The 18514-nt window shown below is 74.0% G+C and carries 16 protein-coding genes; 7 read left to right on the top strand and 9 right to left on the bottom strand.

The features are described 5' to 3' along the window. The first annotated feature begins 3 nt into the window (after positions 1–3). The 6 genes from ABZ444_RS36375 (at position 4) to ABZ444_RS36350 (ending at position 8380) form a co-directional block, all read left to right on the top strand. Positions 4–627, top strand: a complete 624-nt coding sequence (locus tag ABZ444_RS36375) for a GNAT family N-acetyltransferase (RefSeq protein WP_358007220.1) — start codon at positions 4–6, stop codon at positions 625–627. A gap of 82 nt (positions 628–709) precedes the next feature. Then, a complete protein-coding gene (locus ABZ444_RS36370; protein ID WP_358007217.1) occupies positions 710–3103 on the top strand; it encodes an FAD-dependent oxidoreductase in 2394 nt (797 codons plus the stop codon). Beyond that, positions 3100–4302 (top strand): sarcosine oxidase subunit beta family protein, encoded by a 1203-nt coding sequence (locus ABZ444_RS36365; protein ID WP_358007214.1) that lies wholly within the window; start codon positions 3100–3102, stop codon positions 4300–4302. Before ABZ444_RS36370 ends, ABZ444_RS36365 begins: the two co-directional genes overlap by 4 nt. After that, positions 4302–4550 carry a sarcosine oxidase subunit delta gene (locus ABZ444_RS36360; RefSeq protein WP_358007211.1) on the top strand — a complete coding sequence of 83 codons (249 nt, stop codon included), beginning with the start codon at positions 4302–4304 and terminating at the stop codon, positions 4548–4550. Before ABZ444_RS36365 ends, ABZ444_RS36360 begins: the two co-directional genes overlap by 1 nt. Then, complete coding sequence (locus ABZ444_RS36355; RefSeq protein ID WP_358007208.1) at positions 4547–7648, top strand: 2Fe-2S iron-sulfur cluster-binding protein; 3102 nt, start codon at positions 4547–4549, stop codon at positions 7646–7648. The genes ABZ444_RS36360 and ABZ444_RS36355 overlap by 4 nt, the downstream gene beginning before the upstream one ends. Positions 7649–7708: 60 nt before the next feature. Beyond that, complete coding sequence (locus ABZ444_RS36350) at positions 7709–8380, top strand: HNH endonuclease family protein (protein ID WP_358007205.1); 672 nt, start codon at positions 7709–7711, stop codon at positions 8378–8380. Here ABZ444_RS36350 and ABZ444_RS36345 read toward each other — a convergent pair. Then, positions 8367–9626 (bottom strand): HAMP domain-containing sensor histidine kinase, encoded by a 1260-nt coding sequence (locus ABZ444_RS36345; protein WP_358007202.1) that lies wholly within the window; start codon positions 9624–9626, stop codon positions 8367–8369. The two genes, ABZ444_RS36350 and ABZ444_RS36345, sit on opposite strands and share 14 nt — an antisense overlap. Then, the gene (locus tag ABZ444_RS36340; protein WP_352322768.1) at positions 9623–10300 is read right to left on the bottom strand and encodes a response regulator transcription factor; all 678 of its coding nucleotides are present in this window, start codon (positions 10298–10300) and stop codon (positions 9623–9625) included. The genes ABZ444_RS36345 and ABZ444_RS36340 overlap by 4 nt, the downstream gene beginning before the upstream one ends. A gap of 93 nt (positions 10301–10393) precedes the next feature. Here ABZ444_RS36340 and ABZ444_RS36335 point away from each other — a divergent pair, with 93 nt between their 5' ends. Next, the gene (locus ABZ444_RS36335) at positions 10394–10804 is read left to right on the top strand and encodes a hypothetical protein (RefSeq protein WP_358007199.1); all 411 of its coding nucleotides are present in this window, start codon (positions 10394–10396) and stop codon (positions 10802–10804) included. A gap of 16 nt (positions 10805–10820) precedes the next feature. On the opposite strand, the gene ABZ444_RS36330 is transcribed toward ABZ444_RS36335, so the two are convergent. From ABZ444_RS36330 to ABZ444_RS36300, 7 genes are all read right to left on the bottom strand, one after another. After that, positions 10821–12734 carry a hypothetical protein gene (locus ABZ444_RS36330; protein ID WP_358007196.1) on the bottom strand — a complete coding sequence of 638 codons (1914 nt, stop codon included), beginning with the start codon at positions 12732–12734 and terminating at the stop codon, positions 10821–10823. A gap of 62 nt (positions 12735–12796) precedes the next feature. Next, positions 12797–13009: a DUF2277 domain-containing protein gene (locus tag ABZ444_RS36325; RefSeq protein ID WP_352322770.1), complete on the bottom strand. Its 213-nt coding sequence runs from the start codon at positions 13007–13009 to the stop codon at positions 12797–12799. Positions 13010–13013: 4 nt separating this feature from the next. Then, positions 13014–13754 carry an IclR family transcriptional regulator gene (locus ABZ444_RS36320; RefSeq protein WP_358007193.1) on the bottom strand — a complete coding sequence of 247 codons (741 nt, stop codon included), beginning with the start codon at positions 13752–13754 and terminating at the stop codon, positions 13014–13016. A gap of 38 nt (positions 13755–13792) precedes the next feature. Beyond that, entirely contained in the window at positions 13793–14542 is a 750-nt protein-coding gene (locus tag ABZ444_RS36315) for an IclR family transcriptional regulator (protein WP_358007190.1), read from the bottom strand. Continuing rightward, positions 14539–15741, bottom strand: coding sequence for a heterodisulfide reductase-related iron-sulfur binding cluster (locus ABZ444_RS36310; RefSeq protein ID WP_358007187.1), 1203 nt, complete (start codon positions 15739–15741; stop codon positions 14539–14541). Before ABZ444_RS36310 ends, ABZ444_RS36315 begins: the two co-directional genes overlap by 4 nt. A 2-nt stretch (positions 15742–15743) precedes the next feature. Beyond that, entirely contained in the window at positions 15744–16937 is a 1194-nt protein-coding gene (locus ABZ444_RS36305; protein ID WP_358007184.1) for an FAD-binding oxidoreductase, read from the bottom strand. Then, positions 16937–18376: an FAD-linked oxidase C-terminal domain-containing protein gene (locus tag ABZ444_RS36300; RefSeq protein WP_358007181.1), complete on the bottom strand. Its 1440-nt coding sequence runs from the start codon at positions 18374–18376 to the stop codon at positions 16937–16939. The genes ABZ444_RS36305 and ABZ444_RS36300 overlap by 1 nt, the downstream gene beginning before the upstream one ends. Positions 18377–18514: the final 138 nt, after the last annotated feature.

The raw sequence follows: 18514 nt of genomic DNA, 5'->3' as shown, positions 1-18514 counted from the left end.
GGAATGACCGCCCCCTACGTACGTTCCTACCGTCCGGCCGATCTGGCCGCCGTCTACGACATCTGCGTGCGCACGGCCGACGCCGGTGGCGACGCCCGCGGCCAGTACGCCTCCGACCTGCTCATGGGCGACATCTTCGCCGCCCCCTACGTCTCCCTGGAGCCCGAGCACGCCCACGTCGTGGACGACGGCACGGGCCGGGCCGTCGGCTACGTCGTGGGCACCGCGGACACGGCGGCGTTCGTCCGCCGCTACCGCGAGGAGTGGATCCCGGCGTCCGCGGCCCGCTGCCCCCTTCCCGCCGACCCGCCGGTCACCGCGGACGACCTGATGCTCGCCCTGCACCACCGGCCCGAGCGCATGCTGGTGCCCGAGCTGGCCGATCACCCCGCCCACCTGCACATCGACCTGCTGCCCGACTGGCAGGGCAAGGGCTGGGGACGCCGGCTCATGAGCGCCTTCGTCGACGGCCTGCGTGCCGCCGGGGTGCCGCGGCTGCATCTGGGGATGGTCAGCACGAACGCGCCCGCGCGGGCCTTCTACGACCGGCTCGGGTTCGCGGAGCTGGCGGTGGCCGACGCCGGGCCGGTGACGTACCTGGGACGGGACACCTCGCCACTCGGCTAGCTCTTGTCCGCGGGAGTCCAGGGCCTTATGTTCGTTGCGTAGTCCGGTGCGTGTTGCGTATTAAGGAACAACCGGAGGCGTGATGGGTCGGCCGCGCGTGGTGATCATCGGAGCCGGGATCGTGGGTTGCGCGGTGGCCGACGAGCTCACCGAACGCGGCTGGAGCGACGTCACCGTGGTGGAGCAGGGCCCGCTCTTCGCCGCGGGCGGCTCCAGCTCGCACGCCCCCGGCCTGGTCTTCCAGACGAACCCGTCCAAGACCATGACCGAGTTCGCCGCCTACACCGTGCGCAAGTACACCGCGCTCGGCGCGCACTGCTTCCGGCAGGTCGGCGGGCTGGAGGTGGCCACCACCCCCGAGCGCTGGACCGACCTGCACCGCAAGCTCGGCTGGGCGCAGTCGTGGGGCGTCGAGGGCCGCCTGCTGGAGGCCGCGGAGTGCGCCGAGCTGTGGCCGATGCTGGACCGCGGCCGGGTGCTGGGCGGCTTCCACGTGCCGAGCGACGGCCTGGCCGCCGCCGTGGCCTGCGGTGAGACGCAGGCGGCGCGGGCCGTCGAACGCGGTGCGCGCTTCCTCGGCGGGCACACCGTGACCGGCGTCGAGCAGCAGGGCGGCCGGGTCACCGGCGTGTCCTGCCTGGTCGCGGAGGAGTACCGGACGATCCCGGCCGACGTGGTCGTGTGCGCGGCCGGATTCTGGGGCCCGTCGATCGGGGAGATGGCCGGGCTGACCGTGCCGCTGCTCCCGCTGGCCCACCAGTACGCGAAGTCCGGCCCCCTGCCCCCGCAGCCCGAGGGGCCCATCCTGCGCCACCAGGACCGCGACCTGTACGCCCGGCAGCACGGCGACCGCATCGGCATCGGCTCCTACGCCCACCGCCCCATGCCGGTCGCCCAGCACGAGATCGGCCCCAAGAGCACCACCATGCCCTCGGTCCAGTCGTTCACCGAGGAGGACTTCGAACCCGCCTGGCGCGACGCCGCCGAGCTGCTGCCCGCCCTGGCCGGGTCCAAGTACGAGGACGGCATCAACGGCGTCTTCTCCTTCACCGCCGACGGCTTCCCGCTGATCGGCGAGGCGCCGCACCTCGACGGGTTCTGGCTGGCCGAGGCCGTCTGGGTGACGCACTCGGCCGGGGTGGCCAGGGCGGTCGCCGAGCTGCTGGTGACCGGCCGGTCGCAGGTGGACCTGCACGAGTGCGAGCTGGCCAGGTTCGAGCAGGCGCAACTGTCGCCCGCCTACGTCGAGGAGCGCGGCCGGCAGAACTTCGTCGAGGTCTACGACGTCATCCACCCGTTGCAGCCGATGGAGTCGCCGCGCCCGATGCGGACCAGCCCGTTCCACCCGCGCCAGGTGGAGCTGGGCGCGTACTTCCTGGAGTCGGCCGGATGGGAGCGGCCGCACTGGTTCGACGCGAACGAGCCGCTGCTCGCCGGCCTCGACGAGCCGCGGATCGGCGCCGACCGGCGGGACGCGTGGGCCGGCCGCTACTGGTCGCCCGTCGCCGCCGCCGAGGCGTGGGCCACCCGCGAGCGGGTCGCGCTCTACGACATGACCTCGCTCAAGCGCATCGAGGTCAGCGGCCCGGGCGCGGCGGCCTTCCTCCAGCACATGACCACCAACAACGTGGACAGGAAGCCCGGCACGGTCACCTACACCCTGCTGCTGGACGCCGCCGGCGGCATCCGCTCCGACCTGACGGCGGCGCGGCTGGCGGAGGACAGGTTCCAGCTCGGCGCGAACGGCAACCTCGACCTCGACTGGCTGACCCGGCACGCCCCCCGCGGGGTGCACATCAGGGACATCACGCCCGGCACCTGCTGCGTCGGCGTGTGGGGGCCGCAGGCCAGGGAGCTGGTGCAGGGCCTCACGGACATGGACCTGTCCAACGACGGCTTCCGCTACTTCACCTGCCGGTCCGGGTACGTCGGGCAGGTCCCGGTGCTCGCGATGCGCGTCTCGTACGTGGGCGAGCTGGGCTGGGAGCTCTACACCAGTGCCGACATGGGGCTCAAGCTGTGGGACACGCTGCGGGCCACCGGGATGCCGGTCGCGGGCGGGCGGGCCGCGTTCAACAGTCTCCGGCTGGAGAAGGGGTACCGGCTCTGGGGCGTGGACATGACCACCGAGCACGACCCGTACGAGGCCGGGCTGGGGTTCGCGGTCAAGGAGGACAAGGACTTCCACGGCCGCGACGCGCTCCGCGCCGAGCCGTCCCGCAGGCTCGTGCCGCTGCTCAGCGCCGAGGTGGTCATGGGCAAGGAACCGGTCCGGCACGCCGGCCGCGTCGCCGGGTACGTCACCAGCGCCGCCTACGGGCACACCATCGGCCGTCCGATCGCCTACGCCTGGCTGCCGGCCGAGCTGGCCGCACCGGGGACGCGGGTGGACATCTCCTACCTCGGCCGCCGCGTGCCCGCGGAGGTCGCCGCCGAGCCGCTGTTCGACCCCCGGATGGAGAAGATCAGACGTTGACCCACCCCGGCTTCCTCTGGCGCAACCCCGATCCGCGGCCCTCCTACGACGTGGTCGTCGTGGGCGGCGGCGGGCACGGCCTGGCCACCGCCTACTACCTGGCCAGGAACCACGGCCTGACGAACGTCGCCGTCCTGGAGAAGGGCTGGCTGGCCGGCGGCAACATGGCCCGCAACACCACCATCATCCGCTCCAACTACCTGTGGGACGAGAGCGCCGCCCTCTACGAGCACTCGCTGAAGCTGTGGGAGGGCCTGAGCGCGGAACTGGACTACGACCTGCAGTTCAGCCAGCGCGGCGTGCTCAACCTGGCGCACAACCTGGGCGACGTGCGCGAGGGCAGGCGGCGGGTCAACGCCAACCGGCTCAACGGCGTGGACGCCGAATGGCTGGACGCCGACGAGGTCAGGAAGTTCTGCCCGATCGTCAACGTCTCCGGCGGGGCCCGCTACCCCGTCCTGGGGGCCACGTTGCAGCGGCGCGGCGGCATCGCCAAACACGACCACGTCGCCTGGGCGCTGGCCCGCAAGGCCGACGCGTACGGCGTCGACCTGATCCAGGGCTGCGAGGTGACCGGGTTCGAGATCACCGGGAACCGGGTGACCGGCGTGCGCACCTCGCGCGGGCCCATAGCGGCCGGCACGGTCGCGCTCGCCTCGGCCGGGCACACCTCGGTCCTGGCCGAGCGGGCCGGGATCCGGCTGCCGCTGCAGTCGCACCCGCTCCAGGCGCTGGTGTCGGAGCTGCTGGAGCCGGTGCTCGACTGCGTCGTCATGTCCAACGCCGTCCACGTGTACGTCAGCCAGGCGCACAAGGGCGAGCTGGTGATGGGGGCGGGCATCGACGCGTACAACTCCTACGGGCAGCGCGGCGGGTCCCATGTGATCGAGACGCAGATGGCGGCGGCCCTGGAGCTGTTCCCGCTGTTCAGCCGGGTCCGCGTGCTGCGGACGTGGGCCGGGATCGTCGACGTCTCGCCGGACGCCTCCCCGATCATCGGCCCCACCCCCGTGGACGGCCTCTACGTCAACGCCGGGTGGGGCACCGGCGGCTTCAAGGCGACCCCCGGCTCCGGCTGGGTGTACGCCGACACGATCGCCAACGGCCGGCCGCACCCGCTCGCCGAGCCGTTCGCGCTGGAGCGGTTCACCACGGGGGCGCTCGTCGACGAGCACGGCGCGGCGGCGGTGGCCCACTGATGCTGCTCCTCGACTGCCCCCACTGCGGCCCCCGCGACGAGAACGAGTTCCACTACGGCGGCCAGGCCGGGATCCCCTACCCGCAGGCCCCCGGCGAGCTGTCCGACCAGGAGTGGGCCGCCTACGTCTTCCTGCGTGACAACCCCAAGGGCTGGTTCCGCGAACGCTGGTTCCACACGCACGGCTGCCGGACCTGGTTCACCGTCGAACGGCACACGGTCACGCACGAGATCAGGAAGGCGCCATGAGGTTCACCTTCGACGGCCGTCCCCTCCAGGGGGAGCCCGGCGACACGCTGGCCGCCGCGCTGCTGCGCAACGAGGTGCGGGTGGTGGGCCGCGGCGTCGAGTCAGGCCGCCCGCGCGGCGTCTTCTCGGCCGGCCCCGAGGAGCCGAACGCCCTGGTCCGCGTGGGTGCCGACCCGATGCAGGCGGCCACGACCGTGGAGCTGTACGACGGGCTGGAGGCGTGGAGCCTGCGCGGCAAGGGCCGGGTGGACCTCGACGCGGCCGACGACCGGCGTTGCGACAAGGGGTACCTGCACTGCGACGTGCTGGTGGTCGGCGGCGGCCCGGCCGGGCTCGCGGCGGCCGCCGCGGCGCGCGCGGCCCGGGTGATCCTGCTCGACGACCAGCCCCGCCTGGGCGGCGACCTGCTGAACAGCCGGGTGCTGCTCGACGGCGCGCCCGCGCTCGACTGGGTGGACTCGCTCGACCTGTCCGGCGTGCGGGTGCTCACCAGGACCACGGCCGTCGGCTACCACGACCACAACTACGTGGTGGCCGTGGAGCGGCGGGCCCGCGGCGAGCGGCTGTGGCACATCAGGGCCCGCCGGGTGATCCTGGCGACCGGCGCCCACGAACGCTCGCCCGCCTTCCCCGGCAACGACCGGCCCGGCGTCATGCTGGCCTCCGCCGCCCGCGCCTACGCCAACCGGTACGGCGTGCCGCCCGGCCGCCGGGCGGTCGTCTTCGCCTGCGCCGACTCCGGCTACGAGGCCGCCGCGGACCTGCGCGCGGCCGGCGTGGAGATCGCCGCGATCGTCGATCCGCGCCCCGAAGGACTCACCCCCGACGCCCTGGCCGGGCAGGTGATCAACGGCACCACGGCCGGCGCGGACGGCGTGCTGACCGGTGTGCGGGTGGGGGAGCGGTACATCGAGGCCGACCTGCTGGCCGTGGCGGGCGGCTGGAACCCCGCCGTGCACCTGTTCAGCCAGTCGCAGGGACGGGTGCGCTTCGACGAGGGCGTGCAGGCGTTCGTGCCGGACGCCTCGGCCCAGGCCGAATGCTCCGCCGGCGCCTGCCGCGGCCGGTACGGCACCCGCGAGGCCATCGCCGACGGCCACGCCGCCGGCCGGGAGGCCGCCGGTTCGGCCGCCTGGGAGCTCCGCGTGCCCGACTGCGACGAACGGCCGCCGCGGCCGCCCGCCGCGTTGTGGCTGGTCGAGGGGGACGGCGACGAGCCCGCCTTCGCCGACCTGCACCGGGACGTGACCGTGGCCGACCTGGCCAGGGCGACCGGGACCGGGATGCGCTCGGTCGAGCACGTCAAGCGCTACACCACCGCGGGCACCGGCGCCGACCAGGGCAAGACCTCGGGCGCGGTCGTCGTGGGCGTGATGTCGGCCCTGCTCGGGACCGCGCCGGGGCAGGTGGGCACGACCACGTTCCGGCCGCCGTACACGCCGGTGTCGTTCGCGACGCTGGCGGGGCGCGACCGGGGCGCGCTCTCCGACCCGGTCAGGACCACCGCCATGCACGCTTCGCACGTCGCGGCGGGCGCGGTGTTCGAGGACGTCGGCCAGTGGAAACGCCCCCGCTACTTCCCGCTGGACGGCGAGACGATGGAGGCCGCCGTGGCGCGCGAGTGCGTGGCCGCCCGCGCCTCCGTCGCCGCCATGGACGCCTCCACCCTGGGCAAGATCGACATCCGGGGCGCGGACGCGGGCGCGTTCCTGGACCGGATCTACACCAACACGTACTCCACGCTCGCCGTCGGCGCCTGCCGCTACGGGCTCATGTGCCGGGCCGACGGCATGGTGTTCGACGACGGCACCACGACCAGGCTCGCCGACGACCACTACCTGATGACCACGACCACCGGCAACGCCGCCGCGGTGCTCGACTGGCTGGAGGAGTGGCGGCAGACCGAGTGGCCGGAGCTCGACGTCTCCTTCACCTCGGTGACCGACCACTGGGCGACGGTCGCCGTGGCCGGCCCCAAGGCGCGGCGGGTGATCGCCGCCGTCGCGCCCGGCGCGCTCGGCCTGGCCTTCATGCGGTACGCCGAGACGGACGTGCTCGGCGTGCCCGGCCGGGTGTTCCGGATCAGCTTCTCCGGCGAGCTGGCCTACGAGGTCAACGTGCCCTGGCCGTACGGCAGGGCGTTGTGGGAGGCGGTGCTGGAGCTGGGCGCGGTGCCGTACGGGACCGAGGCGATGCACGTGCTGCGGGCCGAGAAGGGGTTCGCCATCGTCGGCCAGGAGACCGATGGCACGGTCACGCCGCGGGACCTCGGCATGTCGTGGATCGTCTCCCCGCGCAAGCCCGACTTCGTGGGCAAACGCTCGCACGCCCGCCCCGACACCGCCCGCGACGGCCGCAAACGCCTGGTCGGCCTGCTCGCCGACGACCCCGCGGCGCCGATCGAGGAGGGCGCCCAGCTCGTCAGGGGCGGGCCGGGCGCGCCGATGCTGGGGCACGTGACGTCCGGCTACGCCAGTGCGGCGCTCGGCCGTACGTTCGGGCTGGCCATGGTCAGGGACGTCGTGCCCGGGGACCGGCTCACCGCGGTGTCCGGGGCGGCGGCCACCGGCGTGACGGTCGTCGAGCCGGTCCTGTACGACCCGGACAACACCCGCCGCGACGGCGACCCCCTGGAGGAGGACGCGCCCGCGGTCCTCGGGGGCGTCCCGGCGCGGGAGAGCCCGGCGGCGGCGTTCGCCGGGCGGTTCGCGGCGGCGAGCGGGCCGTCCGTGCGGCTGCGCGAGCTGCCGTTCGAGCCGATGTGGGAGGTCCGGGGCGCCGATCCCGGTGTGGGCCTGCGGCTCGGCCCGTCGTGGTGGCTGGTGACCGGGGACGCCACGCCGGGGCCCGGCTGGGTGGACGTCTCGGGGCAGCGGACGATCCTGGAGCTGTCCGGGCCGGGGGCGGACGACGTCCTGATCACCGGCTGTCCCGTGGACCTGCATCCCGATGTGTTCCCCGGGCACGCGCAGACGCTGCTGGGCCGGGCCTCGGTGATCCTGGAACGGCGGGCGCCCGGCGAGTACCGGATCCACGTCAGGTCGTCGTTCACCGCGTACCTGGCAGAGTGGCTGTTGGACGCTCTTTTAGCGTTATAGGACCATTTAGGGGTACTTGCTATACCTAGACTTTACGAAAACCGAAGTCTGGGGGATCACGTGCGCGTACGGGCGTTCACGGCCGGTGTGGCCATGGTGACGATGTTGGCCGGCTGCGGCGGCCTGGAGGCGCAGTCGGGCGGCGGCCCCGACCCGGCCAAACCGGACTCTGCGTCGGTCTCGGACGCCCGCAAGAAGCTGGACAAGCTCAAGGTCAAGGGCCGAGCCCCGCGCACCGGCTTCGACCGCGACAAGTTCGGCCCCGCCTGGGCCGACGTCGACCACAACGGCTGCGACACCCGCAACGACATCCTCAAGCGCGACCTGAAGGACGAGACGTTCAAGTCGGGCACCCACGACTGCATCGTGCTCACCGGCACGCTGGACGACCCCTACAGCGGCAAGACCATCAAGTTCAAGCGCGGCCAGGACACCAGCACGGCCGTCCAGATCGACCACCTGGTGCCGCTGTCGGACGCCTGGCAGAAGGGCGCGCAGCAGTGGTCGCCCACCAAGCGCAAGGAGTTCGCCAACGACCCGCTGAACCTGATGGCGGTGGACGGCCCGCTGAACAACCAGAAGAGCGACTCCGACGCGGCCACCTGGCTGCCGCCGCGCAAGGCGTACCGGTGCGCCTACATCGCCCGCCAGATCGACGTGAAGAGCAAGTACGACGTCTGGATCACCGACGGCGAGAAGAGCGCGATGGCAGGCATACTCAAGGACTGCTGAGAGCATCGTCGGGGGCGGTCAGCGTCAGCTCCACGCGGGCCCCGCCGCCCTCGGGCGCCGTGACGGCGAGCGTGCCGCCGCACGACTCGGCGGTGCGCCGCGCGATGTCCAGCCCCAGGCCGGTCGAGCCGCCCCCGCTGATCCCCCGCTCCAGCGATGCCGGGTCGAACCCCGGCCCCGAGTCCTCGACGACCAGCAGGGCCCCGGCCGGTCGGGACGACAACCGGACGGCCATGGCGGTCCCCTCCGGGGTGTGCGCGAACACGTTGCCGAGCAGCGCGTCCACGCACGCGGCCAGCTCCTTGCCGCCGACGGCGACCGGCGCGGGCGCGTCGGGCAGCGACACCGACACCGGCCGCCCCTGGTCCTCGGCCAGCACCGACCAGAAGCGCACCCGCTCGCGCACCACCTCGGCCGCGTCGCACGAGCCGCGCCCGGCCGAGCGCCGCCGCGCCTCGGTGATGACCGCGCTGACCGCCCGCTCCAGCGCGTCCACCCGGGCCTGGACCCGGGCGGCATCCTCCGGGTCGCGCAGCGACTCGGCCTCCAGCCGCAGGCCGGTCAGCGGCGTGCGCAGCCGGTGCGACAGGTCGGCGACCGACTCGCGCTCGGCGGCCAGCAGGTCGCCGATGCGCCCGGCCAGATGGTTGAGCGCCAGCGCCACCGACCGCACCTCCGGCGGCCCGCCCGGCTCGGCCCGCGCGCTCAGGTCGCCGCCGGCCAGCCGGTGCGACACGCGGGCCAGTCCGACCACGGGCCTGGTCACGGCCAGCGCCAGCCGGTCGGCCAGCACGATGCCGAGCACCACGAGCCCCAGCCCGAGCACGAGCAGCGCCAGCCAGGCCGCCCGCACGCCGTGCGTCAGCTCGTCGTCCGGCACGAACACCCTGATCACGGCCGTGCCGTCGGGGGACTGCGCCGAGACCAGCACCTCCCGGCCGCCGGGGGCGACGGCGGTCACGCTGCGGCCCGTCGCGGCCAGCCGCACGGCGTCGGAACGACCGGCGGGCGCGCCCATCGTGCCCCCGCCGGGCAGGAACACCGTCACCCGCCGCGGCACCTGCTCGACGGCCAGCGGCAGGTCGGGCGTGCCGACCGCGACCGCGACGGACTCGGCGGCGGCGGTGGCCCGGCTCATCGCGCCGTTCTCGGCCACCGTGCCGATCAGCAGCGCCATCGGTACCAGCAGCGCGATCAGCACGAGCGACGTCGTCGCCGCCACCAGCAGCGCCAGCCAGCGCCTCACGACGGTCCGACCAGCTTGACCCCGACGCCCCTGACGGTGTGCAGGTAGCGGGGCTCGGCCGCGGTCTCGCCGAGCTTCCTGCGCAGCCACGACAGGTGCACGTCCACGGTCTTGTCGGCGCCGCCGTACGGGAGCCGCCACACCTCGGTCAGCAGCTCGCGCTTGGTGACCACCTCGCCGGGCCGGGCCGCGAGGAAGTGCAGTACGTCGAACTCGCGCGGCGTGAGGTCGAGGGACACGCCGTCGAGCGTGGCCGTGCGCGCACGGGGATCGACCCGTAGCCCGCCCACGGCCAGCGGCTCCGGCGCGGCCTCGCCCGCGCGCCGCAGCACCGCCCGCACCCGGGCGTCGAGCTGCCGGGCGCTGTACGGCTTGACCACGTAGTCGTCGGCCCCCGCGTCCAGGACGGGCACCATCTCGGCGTCGCCGTCGCGGGCGGTCGCCACGATCACCGGCACCCGGCTCACCGCCCGCAACATGCGCAGCAGCTCGACGCCGTCGAGGTCGGGCAGGCCCAGGTCGAGCACGATCAGGTCGGGACGGTCCTGCACGGCCAGCCGCAACCCCTCCAGCGCGGTCGGGGACGAGGAGACCGCGTGGCCGAGATCGCGCAGGCCCCGGCTCAACGATGTCCGGATGGTCACGTCGTCCTCGATGAGCAGGATGTCAGCCATATACCCAAACCGTAGACGGTCCGTGGCGATGCACCGAGCATCGTTGGCGTCGCCTTAACCTGCGCTTAGCCGTACGTGGGGGAGGGTGAGGGCGTGAAGCGTCTCGTGCTGGCCTGGGCCGTCACCGCGGCCGCCGCGACCGGGGCGGCCGTGGCCGTGCTCGGCCTGCTCGGAACCGGGGTGACCGGCACGTCCAGCCGGGTGCTCAGCGGGCCGGAGGTGCGCGCCGCGCTCTCCACGGCCACCGCGCGCGCCGCCACGCCCATGCCGCGGACGTCCGCCCGCGCCCAGGACCGGCTCATGCGCACCCCGGCCGGCACGGTGATCGCCTCCTGCTCCGGCGGCCTGGTCACCCTGCGCTCCTGGAGTCCCGCCCAGGGCTACTCGGTGGACGGCGTCCAGCCCGGCCCGGCCCGCGAGGCGAAGGTCGAGTTCGAGCCGGAGGACGGCGAGGAGGTCGAACTCAAGATCTTCTGCACCCCCGACGGCCCCGCCACCCGCTGACCGGTCCGCCGGGCCCTCAGGACTCGGCGGCGAGCGCCGACTTCTGGCGTTCCGCCTGCCGCCTGATCTGTCCGAGCACGGTCGGGTTGACGCCCTTCGACGCGAACAGCCCCACCATCCGGTCCAGGACGGCGGAGGCCCGCGCCAGGTCGCCCCGCCGGGCCTCGGCCCGAGCCAGGCGGCGCAGCACCAGGTTGAGGGTGATGTTGTCGATGCCGTCCTGCCGGACGACCCGGGACAGGTGCTCGATGCCCTGCTCGGGGTCGGGCGGCCGGACGCGCAACCGGTTGCCCGCGGTCAGCGCCTTGAACCCGCGTTCGGCGTTGAGGCCCTTGACCAGCCGGGCGTAGACGGCGAGCGGGTGGCCGCCGTACCGGTCGAGCAGCTCGTCGAGCGCCTGGTTGCCGGCGTGCAGGGCGGGCGAGTCCGAGCCGAGCAGCGAGAACAGCTTGCCCTGCTGCTCGCCCAGCATCAGCTCGGCCACCGCGTGGTCGTCCCGGCCGGCGGGCGGGCGCACCCGGATCACGCACGGCGGGGACAGGACGCGGGAGCCGTCGGCGGCGACGTACCGGGCGCGTACCCGGTACTCGCCGGGCCGCTGGAAGTAGTGGCCGTCGCGGCCGTGGCCGACGTAGGCGCTGCGGTACACGGCCGGGTTGCGGTCGTCCAGGCGGATCTGCGGGGAGGCGTCCACGCAGTGGCGCATCATCGGCCGGTACAGGACGGTCCCGCCGTCCGGCCGGGTGATCGAGACCTGGCTGAACTCGGTGTCGGGATGCAGGTGGCAGTGCGTGGCGCGCGGCCCGCCCGTGACGGCGAGCTTGAGCTCCACCACGACCGGCTCGCCCAGCTCGAACGACTCCTTGGCGCGCAGCTCCAGCCGCAGCCCTGAGTCGCCCTCGACCGGCTGCTCGAACGGGGTCGCCTCGGCGGCCCCGGTGCCGAAGGCGTTCGCGCCCATGGCCACGTCCCGGTAGAAGCCGTGGCGGAGGTGGACCAGCTCCGCGTCGGTGAACTGGAACGGGAAGGCCGCCCAGTAGCCCGGCTCGCCCCCCGGACGGTAGTTCTGCACGTAGTTCATCCACGACAGGTCGCCGAAGCCGCCGCCGGGGCCGAGCGGCTGCGGCGGCACGGCCAGGTCCTTCTGCCAGGAGTGCAGCAGGTTGAACGCGTGCCCCAGCTCGTGCATGTACGTCCGCAGCTGCGCCCGCTGGGCCTGCGGCGTCGTGCCCTTGATCTCGTCGTGGAAGACGGCCGAGCCCTGCCGCTGGGAGGCGCCGTCGTAGTCGAACATGATGCCCCGGTAGCCGCTGACGTGCCTGCTCGCCACCAGCAGCCACACCCGCCAGGCCGGCCCGTCCGCGTACGCGCTGAAGTGCTGGGTCATGGCGTGGTGCAGCTCGGCGTCGTCCCAGGCCAGGTCGGCGCCGGAGCCGTCCACCGGGATCACGCCAGGCGGGGCGAGGGTCAGCTCGACGCCGGCCTCGGCGTAGGCGGCGGCGACGCTCAGCGTCCTGGCCGGGCAGCCGGTCGGCGCGGGCAGCGAGCCCGTGCCGTACGACACGAACGGCACGGTCCCGGCCACCGAGTCCTGCTCCAGCAGCACGCTGCGGAAGTACGGGGAGGAGAAGGCCAGCCGGAAGTCGCGCCCGGCCAGCGTCGCCGTGCCGTCCCGGCCGGTGACCGTGACCGTGACGTGCTGGTCGGGGGTGTCGAAGGTGAACGCGCCCCGCCCCTCGACGCGCGTGCCGTCCCCCTCGGCCCGCACGGCCGGGGCGCCGACGACGAACGAGCCGGCGTAGGAGGGCGTCGAGCCCGTCACGGTGAACAGGTCGCCGCTGACCCTGCCGGTGGGCCTCGGCCCGTCGACGTCGACCCGGAGCGCGAGCCGGGAATCACCGTCCTGCCCCTCGTACAACCCGCTGATCATGGCAGCTCCCCGGGGATGACTGGGTCATATGCCAGGGAGACTTCTCCGGCGGCGCGGACGTGTCAACGACCTCCGCGAACTTCCAGCGCCCCCAGCAACTCCTCGGACGCCCTGGTGATCGCCTCCACCGCCCGGTCGAACGCCTCGGCGTTGTGGGCGGCCGGGGCGCGGAAGCCGGAGATCTTCCTGACGTACTGGAGCGCGGCGGCCCGCACGTCGTCCTCGGTCACGCTCTCGGCGTACGGCGGCCGCAGGGTCTTGATGCTTCTGCACATGCTCTCAACGGTAATAGCCGATGCGCTGGCTTATCTCCCTCGCGCCCGCGGCAAGCAGCTCGCCGACCTCGGGCAGCCGCTCGGGCGTGAGCCGGTACGACGGCCCGGACGCGCTGACCGCGGCCACCACCGAGCCGTCGGCCCCTCGGATCGGCGCCGCCACCGCGTTCAGCCCGACCTCCAGCTCCTCCACCGTGGCCGCCCAGCCACGCCGCCTGATCTCCTCCAGGCCCAGGCCGGCCGGAGAGGTGACGGTGCGGGGGGTGAAGCGCTCCAGCTCGCCGGCCAGGCGCAGGGCGCCGAAGGCGAGCAGCACCTTGCCGCTGGAGGTGGCGTGCGACGGGGTGCGCTGGCCGACCCAGTTGTGGCCGCTGATCGCCGCCGGGCCGCGCACCTGGCTGATGTTGACCGTGTCGCCGTCCTGGGGGACCGCGATGTTGACGGTCTCGCCGACCGCCTCGGCCAGCCGCAGGCACACCTCGCGGCCCTCCCTGGACAGGTCGAGCTGGGCCGTGGCCGCGCCGGCCAGCCGTACGACGCCGAACCCCAGCCGGTAGCGCCCCCGGTCGCCGCTCTGCTCCACCAGCCCGCCCTGCTCCAGGGCGGCCAGCAGCCGGAACGCCGTGGACTTGTGCACGTCGAGCTCGACCGCGAGGTCCGTCACCCGGGTGGCGCCCTCGCGGGCCAGGATCTCCAGGATCGCGATGGCCCGGTCGACGGACTGAACCGTCGTGCTGTTGCTCACAGCGCAACAGAATAGCCGCCGGAGCCGTTCGGCAGGCGCTACTTCGACGTGGCCGGGGCGAGCTCGCGGCCGAAGTCGGAGGCGATCCTCCGCATGCCCTCGGCCAGCTCGTCGCGGTCGAGGGCGTCGATGCGCTCGGCCGGCCCCGACACCGACATCGCGGCCACCACCCGCTCGCCGTCCCGGACGGGCACCGCCAGGCAGTGGACGCCCAGCTCCTCCTCGCCCAGGTCCATCGCGTAGCCGCGCTCATTGACCCGGTCGAGCTCGGCCAGCATGCCGGCCGTGTCGGTGATCGTGTTCGGGGTGCGCCGCGGCATGCCCGTACGCTCGAACACCGCCATCGCCTCGGCGGCCGCCCGCCCGGCCAGCAGCGCCTTGCCCACGGCCGTGCTGTGCGGCAGCACCCGCCGGCCGACCTCGGCGAACATGCGCAACCTGCGCGGCGAGGGCACCTGCGCCACGTAGACGACGAAGTCGCCTTCGAGCACCGCCAGGTTCGCGGTCTCGCCGGACAGCTCCACCATCCGCGTCAGGTACGGCTGCGCCCACACGCCCACCATGCTCTCCGCGATGCCGCCCAGGCGGACCAGGCCGCCGCCCAGCGCGTACCGGCGGTCGGACTCCTGGCGCACGTAACCGCGGGCGAGCAGCGTCTGCAGCAGCCGGTGGATCGTCCCGTACGGCAGGCCCGTCCGCGCCGCTATCTCCGACAGCCCGGCCTCGCCGCCGTGCTCGGCCAGCGCCTCCAGCACGTCGAGCGCCCGCTCGACCGACTGCACGCTCACAGCGACACCCCGCGCAAGGAAGCGTCCAGCACCTCGGCGGTGTGGGCCACCCTGATCTCCTTCCCGGCCCGGCGCATCGCCGTGGCGATCTGCATCGTGCATCCCGGATTGGCCGAGACCAGCAGCTCGGCCCCGGTCGAGGCGACCGCCTCCGCCTTCCGGTCGCCGAGGTCGCGGGCCGCCTCCGGCTGCAGGATGTTGTACGTCCCCGCCGACCCGCAGCAGATCGCCGACTCGGGGACCTCTCGCAGCTCCAGCCCGGGGATGCCGCGCAGCAGCTCGCGCGGCTGCGCCCGGACGCCCTGGGCGTGGGCCAGGTGACAGGCGACGTGGTAGGCGACGGTGAGCGGCAGCGGATGCCGCCTGGCCGCCGGGCCCAGCTCGGCCAGGAACTCCGACAGGTCCCGCACCCGGAACCCCGGATCGGCGCCGAACAGCTCGCCGTACTCCTTCATCACCGAGCCGCAGCCGGCCGCGTTCACCACGACCGTCTCGACCCCCGCCCTCCTGAACGCCCTGACCGTCCGGCGCGCCAGCCGCCGGGCCTGGTCGGCGCGCCCGGCGTGCACGCTGAGCGCCCCGCAGCAGCCCTGCCCGGCCGGGACGAGCACGTCGCAGCCCTCCAGCGCCAGCACCCGCGCGGTGGCCGCGTTCACCTGCGGGAAGAACTCGCCCTGCACGCACCCGGTGAGCATCGCGACCACGGCCCTGCGCCTGCCCCTGGCCCTGACCAGGCGCGGCAGACGCTGCCGGTGCTCCACGCGCGGCGCGAGCGCGGCCATGGCGCCCAGGCTCGGATGGGCGCGCGTCAGGAACGGCGCCATCCGCCCGGCCAGCCACATCGTCGGCCGCAGCAGCCGCAGCCTGCGCGGGTAGGGGAACAGGCTGAACACGATCTCGCGCACCGCCCGCTCCCGCGGCTCGCGCACGTGCGTGCGCTCGACCTCGGCCCGGGTCTGCTCGATCAGCCGGTCGTAGCGCACGCCCGACGGGCACGCCGTGACGCACGCCATGCAGCCCAGGCAGGCGTCGAAGTGCCCGGCCATCTCCGGGGTGACCGGAGTGCCCTCGACGTGCTGCTTCATCAGGTGGATGCGCCCGCGCGGCGAGTCCATCTCCTCGCCCCACAACGCGTACGTCGGGCACGTCGGCAGGCAGAACCCGCAGTGCACGCAGTCGCCGATCAGCTCCGGGTCCATGGTCACAGTCCTCCCGCCAGCCGTCCGGGCGACATCCTGCGCCCGGGGTCGAAGCGTTCCTTGACCCGCCGCATCAACGGCAGCGCGCTCACCCGTCCCCACCTGTCGACCCCGGCGTACGGCGCGGCCAGCACGTTCACCCGGCCACCCGCGGCCTCGACCCGCTGCCGCAGCCCGTTCACCAGGCCCCGCAGCGCGTCCTCGGCGACGGGGACGCCCGGCTCCAGCAGCACCCGGCCGGCGACCACCGACCCGCGCAGCGACAGGCCGCACCCGGCCGCCGCCCGCAGCGCCGCGTCCGCCGCCGCGGGTGGGAAACGCACCTCGACCAGCACCTCACCCCGTGGGACGACCCCCCACCAGGACGGCGGCTCGCCGGTCACCGCCCCGCCGCCGGCCAGGTCGCGCAGCGCCTCGGCGCGTGCCTGCGCGGCCGTGCCCTCCACCAGCACCGCCAGCGTCACCGGCCCGTCCGGCTCCGGACGGTCCACCTCGACCGCGCTCGGCTCGGCCTGCGCGGCCGCCAGCGCCGCCGCGGCGCCCGGAACGTCGTCCGCGGGCATCCCGGCGACCACCCAGCGCCGCTCGCCGGGCAGCGGATGCAGCCGGAACGTGGCCTCCGCGATCACCCCGAGGGTGCCGTACGAGCCGGTGAACAGCTTGCCGAGGTCGTAGCCCGCGACGTTCTTGACCACCTTGCCGCCCGACCGGGCGACCGTGCCGTCGGCCAGCACCACCGTGACGCCGATGAGCAGGTCGCGGGCGGTGCCGTGGCGGAAGGCGCGGGGGCCGGGCAGGGCGGCGGCGAGGGTGCCCCCGACGGTCGCCTGCTCGCCGAACGGCACGTCGAGCGCCAGCTCCTGCCCCCGCGCCGCGAGCGCCGCCGCCAGCGCCGCCGTCCGCACGCCGGCCTGCGCGCGCACCACCAGGTCGCCCGCCGCGTGCTCCAGGACCGCGTCCAGGCGGGACAGGCCGAGCAGCACGTCGCACCGCTCCGGCGGCGGACCCCAATGCAGCTTCGTGCCGCTTCCCGCGGGCATCGCCGCCAGGTCGGCCGCGGCGCACACGCGCAGCACGGCGGCGACCTCCTCCACGGTCTCCGGCAGTGCCACCCACCGGGCCCCCCACTCGTGCGCGGGGTCTTCGGGCCCGGCCGCCCTGACCGTCACGCCGGTGCCCGAGAACGGATCCGCCATCAGAACTGCTCCGCCCTGCCCGACTCGACCAGCGGGTGCGTACCCTTGCGCACGCCCGGCACCTCGCCGCACAACCGCGGCGTGGGGAACACCTTGCCCGGGTTGGACAGGCCGCCCGGGTCGAACGCGCACCGGACGAGCTGCATGGTGTCCAGATCGGCGCCGGTGAACATCTTCGGCATGTAGCGGGCCTTGTCCACCCCGACGCCGTGCTCGCCGGTGATCGAGCCGCCGTGCTCGACGCACAGGTCGAGGATCGCGCCCGAGACCGCCTCGGCCCGCTCGCCCGCGCCCGGTTCGGCGTCGTCGAACAGCACCAGCGGGTGCAGGTTGCCGTCGCCGGCGTGGAAGACGTTGGCCACCCTGATGCCGTGCTCGCGCGAGAGCCGGTCGATGGCCGCCAGCACGCCGGGCAGCGACGTGCGCGGCACGACGCCGTCCTGGACGATGTAGGCCGGGCTGATCCGGCCGACCGCCGCGAAGGCCGACTTGCGCCCCTTCCAGATGGCCGCGCGCTCCTCGGGACCGGCCGCCACGCGCAGCTCGAACGCGTCCGAGCAGATCTCCGTCAGTCGCGCGAACTCCCGCTCGACCGACTCCTGCGGCCCGTCCAGCTCCACGATCAGCACCGCGCCCGCTCCCCGCGGGTAGGAGCAGGCGACCGCCGCCTCGGCGGCCTCGACGGCCAGCGCGTCCATCATCTCGATCGCGGCCGGCACGATGCCCGCCCCGATGATCGCCGACACCGCCCGGCCGCCCTGCTCGATGTCCTCGAACGCGGCCAGCACCGTGGTCACCGCCTCCGGCGCCCGGCTCAGCCGTACGGTGATCCTGGTGGCGATGCCCAGCGTGCCCTCCGAGCCGACGAACGCGCCGAGCAGGTCGTAGCCCGGGTCCATGCGGTCGAGGACGACCAGGTCGCCGTCGGGGGTGACGATCTCGCACGCCTCGACGTGGTTGACCGTGAAGCCGTACTTGAGGCAGTGGGCGCCGCCGGAGTTCTCGGCCACGTTGCCGCCGATCGAGCAGACCTGCTGGCTGGAGGGATCGGGGGCGTAGTAGTAGCCCGCGTCGCGCACGGCCTCGGTGATCGCCAGGTTCGTCACGCCCGGCTCGACCACGGCCCTGCGGTCGGGCAGGTCGATCTCCAGGATCCGGCGCATCTTCGAGGTGACGATGAGCACGCCGTCCTCGCGGGGGAGCGCGCCGCCCGACAGGCCCGTGCCCGACCCCCTGGCCACGAACGGCACCCCGAAGTCATTGCACAGCCGGACGACCCCGGCGACCTGCTCGGCGGTCGCGGGCAGCACGACCACGCCCGGCGTCGCCCGGTGGCTGGTCAGCCCGTCGCACTCGTAGGTGCGCAGGCGTACCGGATCGGTGATCACCGAGTCGGGAGGCAGCAGCGAGCGCAGCGCCGCCGTCAGCGTGTCGAGCACCAGTCACTCTCCAGATCCGTCACCTCTAGTGTGCGACTGTTTCCACCGGTCTGGCCAGTTTTCGGAGGCGATTTGGCTGGGGTTTCGGGGGGTCCACTTATGTCCGGCGCTGGCGCGCCGGACATAAGTGGAAATTTC

It is taken from the genome of Nonomuraea sp. NPDC005730 (genome assembly GCF_040630865.1).
In the GTDB taxonomy this organism is placed as follows: Bacteria; Actinomycetota; Actinomycetes; order Streptosporangiales; family Streptosporangiaceae; genus Nonomuraea.
Note: the sequence above shows the minus strand (reverse complement) of the source record. Positions and strands in the feature narration are given on the sequence as shown.